At 73.5% G+C, this 12,116-nt stretch carries 12 protein-coding genes; 8 read left to right on the top strand and 4 right to left on the bottom strand.

All coding sequences use genetic code 11. The features are described from left to right. A partial coding sequence (shbA, locus tag JWP64_RS06610; protein WP_297493579.1) for an RNA polymerase sigma factor ShbA occupies window positions 1–419 on the top strand: 419 nt, incomplete at its 5' end. Beyond that, the gene (locus JWP64_RS06605; protein ID WP_297493577.1) at window positions 420–1,628 is read left to right on the top strand and encodes an anti-sigma-D factor RsdA; all 1,209 of its coding nucleotides are present in this window, start codon (window positions 420–422) and stop codon (window positions 1,626–1,628) included. A gap of 80 nt (window positions 1,629–1,708) precedes the next feature. Here the strand turns inward: JWP64_RS06605 and JWP64_RS06600 are convergent, their stop codons facing one another. Beyond that, window positions 1,709–2,086 carry a DUF5319 domain-containing protein gene (locus JWP64_RS06600; RefSeq protein ID WP_297493575.1) on the bottom strand — a complete coding sequence of 126 codons (378 nt, stop codon included), beginning with the start codon at window positions 2,084–2,086 and terminating at the stop codon, window positions 1,709–1,711. A 211-nt stretch (window positions 2,087–2,297) separates the two neighbouring features. On the opposite strand from JWP64_RS06600, the gene guaB reads away from it, so the two are divergent. From guaB to guaA, 4 genes are all read left to right on the top strand, one after another. After that, window positions 2,298–3,803 carry an IMP dehydrogenase gene (guaB, locus tag JWP64_RS06595; protein ID WP_297493573.1) on the top strand — a complete coding sequence of 502 codons (1,506 nt, stop codon included), beginning with the start codon at window positions 2,298–2,300 and terminating at the stop codon, window positions 3,801–3,803. Between the two features lie 32 nt (window positions 3,804–3,835). Next, window positions 3,836–4,972: a GuaB3 family IMP dehydrogenase-related protein gene (locus tag JWP64_RS06590; RefSeq protein ID WP_297493571.1), complete on the top strand. Its 1,137-nt coding sequence runs from the start codon at window positions 3,836–3,838 to the stop codon at window positions 4,970–4,972. A 778-nt stretch (window positions 4,973–5,750) separates the two neighbouring features. Continuing rightward, window positions 5,751–6,089, top strand: a complete 339-nt coding sequence (locus JWP64_RS06585; protein WP_297493569.1) for a hypothetical protein — start codon at window positions 5,751–5,753, stop codon at window positions 6,087–6,089. A 244-nt stretch (window positions 6,090–6,333) separates the two neighbouring features. Next, entirely contained in the window at window positions 6,334–7,884 is a 1,551-nt protein-coding gene (gene guaA, locus JWP64_RS06580) for a glutamine-hydrolyzing GMP synthase (protein WP_297493567.1), read from the top strand. 81 nt (window positions 7,885–7,965) lie between these two features. Here guaA and JWP64_RS06575 read toward each other — a convergent pair whose 3' ends face one another. Beyond that, window positions 7,966–8,208: a hypothetical protein gene (locus tag JWP64_RS06575; protein ID WP_297493566.1), complete on the bottom strand. Its 243-nt coding sequence runs from the start codon at window positions 8,206–8,208 to the stop codon at window positions 7,966–7,968. After that, window positions 8,201–9,445, bottom strand: coding sequence for a PspC domain-containing protein (locus tag JWP64_RS06570; RefSeq protein ID WP_297493564.1), 1,245 nt, complete (start codon window positions 9,443–9,445; stop codon window positions 8,201–8,203). Before JWP64_RS06570 ends, JWP64_RS06575 begins: the two co-directional genes overlap by 8 nt. A gap of 108 nt (window positions 9,446–9,553) precedes the next feature. Here JWP64_RS06570 and JWP64_RS06565 point away from each other — a divergent pair, with 108 nt between their 5' ends. Continuing rightward, window positions 9,554–10,888 (top strand): ATP-binding protein, encoded by a 1,335-nt coding sequence (locus JWP64_RS06565; RefSeq protein ID WP_297493562.1) that lies wholly within the window; start codon window positions 9,554–9,556, stop codon window positions 10,886–10,888. Further along, on the top strand, window positions 10,885–11,574 hold the full coding sequence (locus JWP64_RS06560) for a response regulator transcription factor (protein ID WP_297493560.1): 690 nt from the start codon (window positions 10,885–10,887) through the stop codon (window positions 11,572–11,574). The genes JWP64_RS06565 and JWP64_RS06560 overlap by 4 nt, the downstream gene beginning before the upstream one ends. A 33-nt stretch (window positions 11,575–11,607) precedes the next feature. Here JWP64_RS06560 and JWP64_RS06555 read toward each other — a convergent pair. Beyond that, a partial coding sequence (locus tag JWP64_RS06555; RefSeq protein ID WP_297493558.1) for a hypothetical protein occupies window positions 11,608–12,116 on the bottom strand: 509 nt, incomplete at its 5' end.

Raw genomic sequence — 12,116 nt, 5'->3', positions numbered from 1 at the left:
CGGACGACGTCGCGCAGGAGGTGTGTCTGGCCGTGCTGACGGCCCTACCCGGGTACCGCGTCCAGGGGCGACCGTTCCTGGCGTTCGTGTACGGCATCGCGTCGCACAAGGTGATCGACGCGCACCGTGCGGCGACCCGTAACAGATCCGAGCCGGTCGCGGACGTCCCGGACGCCCTCGACGGCTCCGACGGCCCGGAGCAGCGCGCCCTGCGCGGCGAGCTCTCCGGCCAGATGGCCCGGCTGCTCGACCAGCTCCCCGAGAAACAACGAGAGATCATCGTCTTGCGCGTCGTGGTCGGCCTCTCCGCTGAGGAGACCGCGGACGCGGTCGGTTCCACCCCGGGTGCCGTCCGCGTCGCCCAGCACCGCGCACTCGCCCGACTACGCAGGAACATGCCCGAGGAGGAGGTGGTCTGAGTGCCCGACGAGGACGACAACAACCCGTTCAGCCGGAACTCCCGCCGGTCCACCAACGGGCGCCGCACCAACGGCGGCAACGGTGCGCACCCGGACGGCATGGTGACCCGGCCGATCCCGCTGCACGGCCGTGAGCGCCGCGCCGCGGACGACACGAACGACGGCGGCTTCGCCGAGGAGCCGATCGACCTCGTCGCCGTGCAGGCGGACGACGAGCTGATCAACGCGCTCTCCGCGGGCCTCTCCGTCTCGTCGCCGGGTCTGTCCGGTTACGACGACGACGACCGCGTGGTCGCGATGCTCGCCGCCTGGAAGGCCGAGGTCGACGCCGATCCGATCCCGGAGCTGGTCAGCGCCGACGAGGCCGTGCAGGCCGTCGAGTCGGGCACGCCCCGCTCGGCCCGCCGCCGCCACCTGATCCCGCTCGCCGGGGCCGCCGCGCTGCTGGTCTTCAGCATCGGCGGTGTCTCGCTCGGCGCGCACGACGCGCAGCCGGGGGATCCGCTGTTCGGGGTCACCCGGGTGCTGTACAGCAACGTCGCGGACTCGCGGCAGGCCGCGTTCGAGGTGCGGGACCGGATCGCCGCCGTCAACGACAAGCTGGCCCGCGGGGACACCGCCGGTGCCCAGCAGGACATCGCGGGCCTCGCGCCGCTGCTGGCGAAGGTGCAGCCGGACGAGGGCAGGACCTACCTCGCCGCGCAGCAGCAGTTCCTGGCCGCCAAGGTGTCGGAGACGCCGCCGGGGACGCCGACGGACCCGAAGGCGCCGCTGTCGGACGGCACCCCGCCGCCCCCGCCCCCGCAGACCGAGGGCAACCAGGAAGCGGTGATCCCGCCGGCGTCGGGCCGCTCGACCTCGCCGGGCGCCGGGCCGAGCAACCCCGGCACCGGAACGTCGCCGGGTGCCACCTCGGGCACCGGGACCGACTCCGGGGACCCGCGGAGGCTGAACCAGCCGGGCACGAGCGAGTCGGGCAGCGGCACGTCGTCGGAGGCCCCGTCGTCCTCGACGGCGCCGTCCTCCAGCACCGCGCCGACGCCCAGCTCGGAGGGCACCCCGGACGCGACCCCGTCGTCCTCGAGCGCCCCGGCCACCCCGACGGCCTCGGGCAGGACGACGTCGGGCAAGACGTCGTCGGGCACCACGACGGCGGACTCGTCCGAGACCGGCACCTCCACGGCGGGGACCAGCTCCACCCCCGCCTGACGCCCGAACGACGACGGCCCCCGATCTCCGAGCCGGCGGAGGTCCGGGGGCCGTTCTCGTGTGTGGGGGGAGGGCGGGGCTCAGCTGTCCGCGATCATCGCGTCCGCGTAGCCCCGGCAGTACTCCCAGGTGACGTACTGGGCCGGGTCCGGGTCGAACGCCGGCTCGTGCGGGCGCATGTACCCCTCCTCGAGGAGCTGCTGCAGGCTCGCGCGCAGCAGGTTCCACTCGTGGAAGTGCTGCTCGCCGCAGTCCCCGCAGTCCACCACGATGCCGCGGACGCCGCGGTGCTCCAGCAGGGCCTGGTAGACGGCGAGATCGGCGAGGTCCGCGCGGACCTCCTCCTGCTCGTCCGGGCCGAGCTCCTCGTGCTCGTCACCGCGCTCGTCGTCCAGCGACAGGGCAGGGTCCTGCGGGTCACCCGCGAAGGGGTCCGGCGGCAGGGCATCCGATGACACAGGGTCCACGGTACCGCGTCGGAGAGGGAGAGCCGTCCCCGGCCGCGTCGCCGAACGGGTGTGTTCATCCTCGGGGAACGCGGTGTGGGCGGGACCTCCGGCGGTGGCCCCCGAAGGGGTCTCGAGCACCGATACGATGGTCGGTACGGCGGCGACGCCGTGTCCGGGAGTCGGTGAAGGGTGCACGACCAATCATGACGAACGAGCCATCATGACCAGCGAGACGGCCGGACTGCCGCCGAAGTTCGCGATGCTCGGCCTGACCTTCGACGACGTGCTGCTGTTGCCCGCCGAGTCGGACGTCGTCCCGAGCGGGGTGGACACGAGCACGCAGCTGAGCAGGCGCGTCCGCATCCGGGTGCCGTTGGTGTCCTCCCCTATGGACACGGTCACCGAGGCCCGAATGGCGATCGCCATGGCCCGCGCGGGCGGGCTCGGCGTGCTGCACCGCAACCTGTCCGCGGAGGAGCAGGCCACGCAGGTCGAGGTGGTCAAGCGCTCGGAGGCCGGGATGGTCACGGACCCGGTGACGTGCTCGCCGGAGGCCACGCTGGCCGAGGTCGACGCGCTGTGCTCCAAGTACCGCATCTCCGGCCTGCCGGTGACGGACGCGGGCGGCCGGCTCGTCGGCATCATCACTAACCGGGACATGCGCTTCGAGATGGACCACGACCGCCCGGTGCACGAGGTGATGACCCCGACGCCGCTGATCACCGCGCGGGTGGGCGTCACCGCGGAGGCCGCGCTCGGCCTGCTGCGCCGGCACAAGCTCGAGAAGCTCCCGATCATCGACGGCGACGGCGTGCTGCGCGGCCTGATCACGATCAAGGACTTCAACAAGACCGAGAAGTACCCGCTGGCCACCAAGGACCCGGACGGCCGGCTCGTCGTCGGCGCCGCGGTCGGGGTCGGCGAGGACGCGTACTCCCGCGCGATGGGCCTGGTCGAGGCGGGCGTGGACGTGCTGATGGTGGACACCGCGCACGGGCACTCCCGACGCGTGCTGGAGACCGTCGCGAAGCTGCGCGCCGAGGTCGGCGAGTCCGTGGACGTCGTCGGCGGGAACGTGGCCACCTACGCGGGGGCCCAGGCGCTCGTCGAGGCCGGGGCGGACGCGGTGAAGGTCGGCGTCGGTCCGGGTTCCATCTGCACCACCCGCGTGGTCGCCGGGGTCGGCGCGCCGCAGATCACCGCGGTCTACGAGGCCTCTCGGGCGTGCGCGCCCGCGGGCGTCCCCGTGATCGCGGACGGCGGCATCCAGTACTCCGGGGACATCTCCAAGGCCATCGCGGCCGGGGCGTCGACGGTGATGCTGGGCAGCCTGCTGGCCGGGACCGCCGAGTCCCCGGGTGAGCTGATCTTCGTGGGCGGCAAGCAGTTCAAGACCTACCGCGGGATGGGCTCGCTCGGCGCCATGCAGTCGCGCGGGACCACGAAGTCGTTCTCGAAGGACCGCTACGCGCAGGACGACGTGCTCAGCGAGGACAAGCTCGTCCCCGAGGGCATCGAGGGGCGCATCCCGTTCCGCGGGCCGCTCTCCTCTGTCGTGCACCAGCTCGTCGGCGGGCTGCGGTCCGGCATGGGCTACGCGGGGGCGCAGACGATCCCTCAGCTGCAGCAGGCGCAGCTGGTGCGGATCACCTCCGCGGGGCTCAAGGAGAGCCACCCGCACGACGTCACAATGACCGTCGAGGCCCCGAACTACGCCGCTCGCTAGCGCGTCCGGGGGACCGTCTACCCTGGTCACCCGTGCGTGACCTCGTGGAGATCGGGATGGGCCGAGAGGCCCGTCGGGCCTACGACCTGAGCCAGGTCGAGATCGTTCCTTCCCGCCGGACGCGGAGCTCGAAGGAGGTCTCGACCGCCTGGCAGCTGGATGCCTACCAGTTCGAGATCCCTCTCGTGACGCATCCGACGGACGCCGTGGTGTCCCCGGCGACGGCAGCGGCCGTCGGCAAGCTGGGCGGGCTCGCGGTGCTGAATGCGGAGGGCCTCTGGGCCCGGCACGCGGACGCAGAGGGCGCGCTCGCCCGGGTGGTCGAGGCCGCGGACTCCGACGACCCGTCGGCCGCCATCCGCGTCCTGCAGGAGCTGCACGCCGCGCCCATCCAGCCGGACCTGCTGGCCGAGGCGCTGGCCACCGTGCGGAACGCCGGGGTCACGGTCTCGGCGCGGGTCAGCCCGCAGCGGGCCCGCGAGCTCACCCCGATGCTGCTCGCCGGCGGCGTCGAGATCCTCGTCGTGCAGGGCACGATCATCTCGGCCGAGCACGTCGCGGTGGGTGCGGCCGGGGACGAGCCGCTCAACCTGAAGGACTTCATCAACTCCCTGGACGTCCCGGTCGTCGCCGGCGGCGTGGGGGACTACCGCACCGCGATGCACCTCATGCGCACGGGCGCCGCGGGCGTCATCGTCGGCTACGGCCAGGCGACCGCGACCACGACGGACGACATCCTGGGCATCGGTGTCCCGATGGCCACCGCGATCGTCGACGCCGCCGCGGCCCGCCGGGACTACCTGGACGAGACCGGCGGCCGCTACGTCCACGTCATCGCGGACGGCGGCATCGGCGGCTCCGGGGACATCGCGAAGGCCATCGCCTGCGGTGCGGACGCCGTCATGCTCGGCGAGCAGCTCGCGGACTCCGCGGAGTCCCCGGCCGAGGGCCTCTACTGGACCTCCGCCGCCGCGCACCCGTCGCTCCCGCGCTCGGAGGTCACCGGGTTCGCGCAGAGCGACCGCTCCCTCGAGCAGGTGCTCTTCGGCCCGTCGAGCACGCCGTACGGCACGGTCAACCTGTTCGGCGCGCTGCGCCGCGCGATGGCCAAGACCGGCTACAGCGACCTCAAGGAGTTCCAGCGGGTCGGGCTCACCGTCCGCGGCTGACAGATCCCTTTACCTGCGCCTTCTGTACCGGAAGCCAGGTCGGAGGGGGTAGCTCCGACCTCCTGCGGTCGCATGGCGGTCGCGGCGGTCAGCTTCCGCTCCGCCGTGCGCTCGGCAACGGCAGCGTCCGAGGCGGTACCGAGGGCGTCGGAGGTTACGTGGGGGCCTCAGCCGAACCGCCTCCCAGTGCCCCGACTCCGAACGGCGTGTCGATCCAGCTCAGCGGCACGGCTCCCCTTCTTCACGGGCGCCCATTGCACCGTCCACAGGCCGCGAACGGCCGAAGCGTGCAATGACATCCTGCCCCGACCGGTCGTTGCTGTAGACGGGCGCTGTAAAGCGTGTCATAGCGGCGTAGTGACCGAGTCCAAGTGGTCCAGAAATGAATGCGATGACCGGCGGAATTCGGTCGACTCCACTCGTTCGCCGGCACGCCTCGCTGGTAGACACCCGAACGGGGGTGCAGCACGATGACCAATGAGCAGTGGTTGTTTCTCATTCTGGGCCTTCTCGGGGGTCTCTATTGCGGGACGTACCTGGGCAGGTGGTGGGCCGAGTTCAGGCGAGCGAGCTTCGATATGGATCGCATCTGGAACTCACGCAAGAACTATCGCGATGGGTAGCGGGCGAAGACGAGCAGGATCAGGGGTATCAACGGCCCGGTCGGGGCCTCAGCACCGCGTCCGGGCCCGCCTCACCGGCCGCGTGTGACGCGTCATCCGGCGCGTCCCGGGAATTGAGGACGGAAACCGGCCGCAGTGCCGAGCACCGTGAGGTCATGACGAACACGACCCTGCAGGCCTACCTCGGTTACCGGGACGCTCCCGCCGCGATCGAATGGCTCGGCCGCGCCTTCGGTTTCACGGCGACGATGACGATCCCGGACGGCCACGGCGGCGTCGCCCATGCGGAGCTCCGGCTGGGCGACGCCGTGGTCGCCGATGGTGGTGTGCATCTCGTCGGCCGCCGCCTGCTCCGGGGAGCCGGGGCCCGGGTGGCCGGCTCGCTCGCCGGGTGGGAGCGTGCTCACCGCCGCGCCGCTCCTGCTCGTCGAAGGTCCGACCGGCTCCCGACCGGGGTGCGGCAACGCGTCGCCGGGCGGAGCCGGACCGGGTGAGCCCGGATGGTCGTGCGATCTCCTGTTCCGGCCGCGTACGCGTAGGCCCATCGTGACCGTCGCTCCGCCCGCGACACGGCATCCCGGTGGCGGATCACAGTCGGCCGCGAGGGCGTCACCTGATCCATGCGAGCGGCACCTGACGACGGCAGGGGACGCCCTGCCGTCACGCTCGCGGCGACCGGCGCGGCCGGGAGCGGATGCGACGAGCAGGTGGCGGGTACCCGGCGTTTACCCTGGACCCGTGGAAACCCCCACCGTCCTCGTTGTCGACTACGGCGCCCAGTACGCCCAGCTCATCGCCCGCCGCGTGCGCGAGGCGCAGGTCTTCTCGGAGATCGTGCCGGCCGGCACGTCCACCGAGGAGATCGTCGGGCGTCACCCCGCCGCCGTCATCCTGTCCGGCGGCCCCTCAAGCGTGTACGCGGAGGACGCGCCCGCGGTCGATCCCGCCCTGTTCGAGGCCGGGATCCCGGTGTTCGGCATGTGCTACGGCTTCCAGGCCATGGCGCAGGCCCTCGGCGGGGACGTCGCGCATGACGGCACCCGCGAGTACGGCCGCACCGAGGTGCGCGTCGCGGACGACGCGGGGGTGCTGCACGACGGGCTCCCCGCGCAGCATCCGGTCTGGATGAGCCACGGGGACTCCGTGGTCCGCGCGCCGGAGGGCTTCACGGTCACGGCGTCGACGGACCGGGTGCAGGTCGCGGGGTTCGAGGACACCGAGCGGCGGCTGGCCGGCGTGCAGTACCACCCCGAGGTCGGGCACTCGCCGCACGGCCAGGAGGTGCTGCGCCGGTTCCTGCACGAGATCGCGGGCATCACGCCGGACTGGACGACGTCGTCGATCATCGACGAGACGGTCGCCGCGGTGCGCGAGCAGATCGGCGACGGGCGCGCGATCTGCGGGCTCTCCGGCGGGGTGGACTCCGCGGTGGCGGCCGCGATCGTGCAGCGCGCCATCGGCGACCGGTTGACCTGCGTGTTCGTGGACCACGGGCTGCTGCGGGCGGGGGAGCGGGAGCAGGTGGAGCGGGACTTCGTCGCCGCCACCGGCGCGAAACTGCACACCGTCGACGCCGAGGAGCGCTTCCTCAAGGCGCTGGCCGGGGTCACGGACCCGGAGGAGAAGCGGAAGATCATCGGCCGCGAGTTCATCCGGGTGTTCGAGGCCGCGACGGCCGAGGTCGCCGCGGAGGAACACGTCGGGTTCCTGGTGCAGGGCACGCTGTACCCGGACGTCGTCGAGTCCGGCGGCGGGGCCGGCACGGCCACGATCAAGAGCCACCACAACGTCGGCGGGCTGCCGGACGACATCGAGTTCGCCCTGGTCGAGCCGCTGCGGGCGCTGTTCAAGGACGAGGTCCGCAAGGTCGGCGCCGAGCTGGGCCTGCCCGAGACGATCGTCCAGCGCCAGCCCTTCCCCGGGCCCGGCCTGGGCATCCGGATCATCGGCGCGGTCGACGCCGAGCGGCTCGAGACCCTGCGCGCGGCGGACGCCATCGCCCGCGAGGAGCTCACCCTCGCCGGCCTGGACAACACCATCTGGCAGTGCCCGGTCGTGCTGCTCGCGGACGTCCGCAGCGTGGGCGTGCAGGGCGACGGCCGCACCTACGGCCACCCGGTCGTCCTGCGGCCCGTCAGCTCCGAGGACGCGATGACGGCGGACTGGACCCGGGTGCCCTACGAGGTCCTGGAACGGATCTCGACCCGGATCACGAACGAGGTGGCCGAGGTCAACCGGGTCGTCCTGGACGTCACGAGCAAGCCGCCGGGCACCATCGAGTGGGAGTAGCGGCTCCGCCCGCCTGAACGACGGAAACCACTTTCACGCCGGAATCCGGCGTGAAAGTGGCTTTCCAGCCCGGTATCGGGGTCAGCGGCGGCGCAGGCTCGCCAGGAGCAGCACCAGGCCGAGGAGGACCGCGCCGCCCGCGAGGAGCCAGCGGGGGTCGAAGGCCTGCAGGTCCGGGGCCTGGCCCAGGAACCCCGAGCCCGCGATCCCCAGGCTGGCCAGCCCGACGATCAGGGTGAGCAGGTCCGGCATCCGCCGGCGCTTCTCGATGGGGCCGCCGTCGCTCCCGGGGGACCCGACGCCGGGGGTCTCGAACTCAGCCACGGTGCACCTCCACCGAGCCCAGGCCGGCGTTCAGGGTCAGCTCGATCGGCCGGCCGGAGCGGACGCCGTCCGCGCCGAGGTCGTCGGTCACCGCGACCGTCGCGTCCGGACCGCTCTCGCCACGGTCCCCGAACCGGACGTCGCCGGTACCGGCGTGTGCCCGGACGGTGAGGTCCGCGTTCTCCGGGACCAGCACCTCGATCGCGCCGGTGCCCACGTCCGCGGAGGTGCGGATGGGGGTGGCGGCCGTGCCGGGCGCGGCGGTGAGGTCGACGCCGCGCAGGTCCAGCGCGATCGACCCGACGGCCCGCGAGTAGTTCGGCAGTACGTCGGCGGCGGTCCGCGGGGCCACCTGCGTGTCCCCCACCCCGCCCCGGACGTCCAGGCCGCGGGTCGACGAGGTGACGGCCAGCGAGCCCCAGGTCAGCAGGGCGAGGATCAGCGCGAACGGGATCAGGCCCCGGCCGGCCCGGCGGAACGCCCCGACGACGAGCCCCGCCCCGACGATCGCGAGCATCGTCGCGAACACCGCGGGCAGCCCGATCAGGCCCGGGCCGAGCAGCACCACGATCCCGGCGATGCCGCCGCCGAGCACGGCCAGCCCGAGGGTGACGGGGGTCAGCTTCGAGCGCGGCGGCAACGGCGCGGGCACGACCGGGCCGGGCTCGGGCAGGTCCCACGCGAAGGGTGCGGCGCCAAGCGGGTCCCAGGCCGGCGGCACGGCCTGCGCGGAGGCGTCCTCGCCGTCCACGGGGCCGCCGGCGCCGGGTGCCTCGCCCGCGGCCGCCGAGGTGCCCGCCGAGCGCTCGAACGCCCGCTGCCCGCGGCTGCGGTGCAGCAGGAAGAGCAGCCCCCCGACCACCACCAGCGGCAGGATGATGTCGGTGTGGGTGAAGAAGAGCGCGACCGCGGCGGCCAGCGCGATGACCAGCGCGACCTTCACCGCGGGGCTCATCGCGCCCGTCGGAGCTTTGGACCCCGGCATCCCGACGGTCGCGCCGTCGGCCGGGTCGTCCTCCGCCGCGGCGGGCAACAGCAGCCAGCCGAGGGCGTAGAGGACCAGCCCGACGCCGTAGAAGGCGGAGACCACGAGGCCCACCCTCACCAGCACCGGGTCGATGTCGTAGCGGCGGGCGATCGCGGAGGCGACGCCGGCGACCTTGCGGTCACGCCGCGGCCGCGCCGGGCGCGTCTCCCACATCTCCCGCAGAGTCGTCTGCACGTCCGTCCCGTTCATGTCGTCCAGCGTGGGCCGGGCACGGGCCCACGGTATCGGGGACGCCCCTGAGGCGACCCCCGGTTCGTCCCCGATCCCCGGTCTTGTCCCGCGTGTGACGATGGTCGGGTGAATACACCGGCCGTCGCCCCCCGGGCGACCCTGACCCGACGCCGTTCCGGGCGGGTCGTCGCGGGCGTCGCCGGCGGCGTGGCCGACCACCTCGGCATCCCCGTCCTCTGGGTGCGCACCGCCTTCATCCTGCTGGCCGCCGCGAACGGGGCGGGCGTGATCGCCTACGCGCTGCTGTGGATGTTCGTGCGCCAGGAGGCCGTCGACGTCCGGCGCACCGTCGGCCGCACCGAGCGCCAGCAGGCGTTGGGCCTGGCCGCGCTCGCGCTGGGCGTCGGGCTCGCGGCGGCGGCGCTGAACAACTCGGTCGTCGGCTGGATCGTCGGGCCGCTGGGCGTCGCGGCCGTCGGGGTCGCGGTGGTCTGGCGGGAGGCCGACGAGGCCCAGCGCCGGCGGTGGGCGGTCGGCGCGCGAGCCGGGGTGCTCGGCATGGGCGGCGGGGGTGGCCGCGCGATGGTCGTCCGGGTCGTCGCGGGTGTGCTGTTCGTCGCGGCCGGGATCGCGGTGTTCCTGCTCGGCCAGCTCAACCTCGGGCAGTTGCAGTTCGGCGTGCTGGCGGTGCTCGCCACGGTCGTCGGCATCGCGGTGCTGACCGTGCCGTGGTGGGTGCGGCTGGTCCGAGAGCTCGGCGAGGAACGCCGGGAGCGGATCGTCGAGTCCGAGCGCGCGGAGATCGCGGCCCACCTGCACGACTCGGTGCTGCAGACCCTCGCGCTCATCCAGCGCCAGGCGGCGGACCCGCGCGAGGTGCAGCGCCTCGCCCGCGGCCAGGAACGCGAGCTGCGGAACTGGCTCTACGGCCCCACCGGGTACGGCCGCGGCGGGACGAAGGTCGCCACCCTCGACGAGCAGCTCTCGGTCGCCCTCGGCGCCGCGGCCGCCGAGGTGGAGGACACCTACGCGGTCACGGTGAACCCGGTGTTCGTCGGGGACGCCCCGCTCGACGACGCTCTGCGCGCCCTCGTGCTCGCCGCGCGCGAGGCGATCGTCAACGCCGCGAAGCACGCCGGGGTCGGCGAGATCAGCGTGTACGTCGAGGTGGAGTCATCGGGGGACGACACCGCCGACGGCCGCCCGGACGAGGACGCCGTGGTGCACGTGTTCGTCCGGGACCGGGGCAAGGGCTTCGACCCGGATACGGTCCCCGAGGACCGGCACGGCCTCGCGGACTCGATCCGCCGGCGGGTGGAACGCCACCACGGCTCGGTCCGGCTGCGCAGCGCGCCGGGCGAGGGCACCGAGGTGCACCTGGCCATCCCGATCGGCCGGGGGGACGATAGGCGGGACGAGTCGGTGCCCGCGCCGAACGACGAGCACGAGGACGCGCGATGACCGAGACCACGCCCACCGACTCCGACGCGCCGATCCGGGTCTTCCTGGTCGACGACCACGGCCTCTTCCGCTCCGGCGTGCGTGCCGAGCTGGACCGCGGCGTCGCCGGGACACCCGCGATCGAGGTCGCCGGCGAGGCCGGCTCCGTCGAGGAGGCGGTGGCCGGGATCGCGCACCTGCGCCCGGACGTCGTGCTGCTGGACGTGCACATGCCGGACGGCGGAGGCGCCGAGGTGCTGCGCCGGGTCCGCCCGCAGCAGCCGGACGTCGTGTTCCTCGCGCTGAGTGTGTCCGACGCGGCCGAGGACGTCATCGCCGTCATCCGGGCCGGTGCGCGGGGCTACGTCACCAAGACGATCTCCGCGACCGAGCTGGGTGGCGCCGTGCGCCGGGTGAAGGCCGGGGATCCGGTGTTCTCGCCGCGGCTGGCGGGGTTCGTGCTGGATGCGTTCTCGGACCGCCCGGGCGCGGCACCCGCCGTCGACCCGGAGGTGGACCTGCTGACCCGCCGGGAGCGGGACGTCCTGCGTCTGCTCGCCCGCGGCTACGCCTACAAGGAGATCGCCGGGGAGCTGTTCATCTCGGTGAAGACGGTGGAGACGCACGTGTCGAGCGTGCTGCGGAAGACGCAGCTGTCGAACCGGTACGAGCTGTCCCGCTGGGCGTCCGACCGCCGGCTGGTCTGAGCCACGCCCGACCGGGCGTGGCTCAGGGCCGGGCTACTCCCGGCCGAGCGCGCCGCCGAGGGCCTTCGCCGTGTTCCCCACGACGGACTCCGGCTGCGCGGACCCGTCGTCCGAGGTGCCGAGCAGCGAGCCCGTCACCGGCGCGACAGCGTCCTGCACCGGCTTCGAGAGCGGCGCGGTGAGGTTCGTGACCGGCGCGGCGAGCCGGTCGACCGTGCGCGTCACCGGACCGGAGATCGGGGCCACCGCCTTCGCCAACGGCTGCGACACGGGCCGGAGGGTGTCCGTCAGCGGCTTCACGGTGCCCTGCGAGGCCTGCCGCAGCGTCTCGGTGACGGGCTTCGCGGCGCTCGCGACGGGCGCCAGGACCTTGTCGGTCGTGGGCTTCAGCGCCTTGCCCGCGGTGTCCAGCGTGGACGTGACCGGGGCGGTGACGGCATCGACGGTGTTCGTGACGGGCGCGACGACCTGCCGGCCGACCGTCTGCGTCGCCTGGCCGACCGGGCCGGCGGGCCGGCTCGCCCCGGGTGCGGGAGCCGCGG

The organism is Pseudonocardia sp. (genome assembly GCF_025465255.1).
Lineage (GTDB): Bacteria > Actinomycetota > Actinomycetes > Mycobacteriales > Pseudonocardiaceae > Pseudonocardia.
Note: the sequence above shows the minus strand (reverse complement) of the source record. Positions and strands in the feature narration are given on the sequence as shown.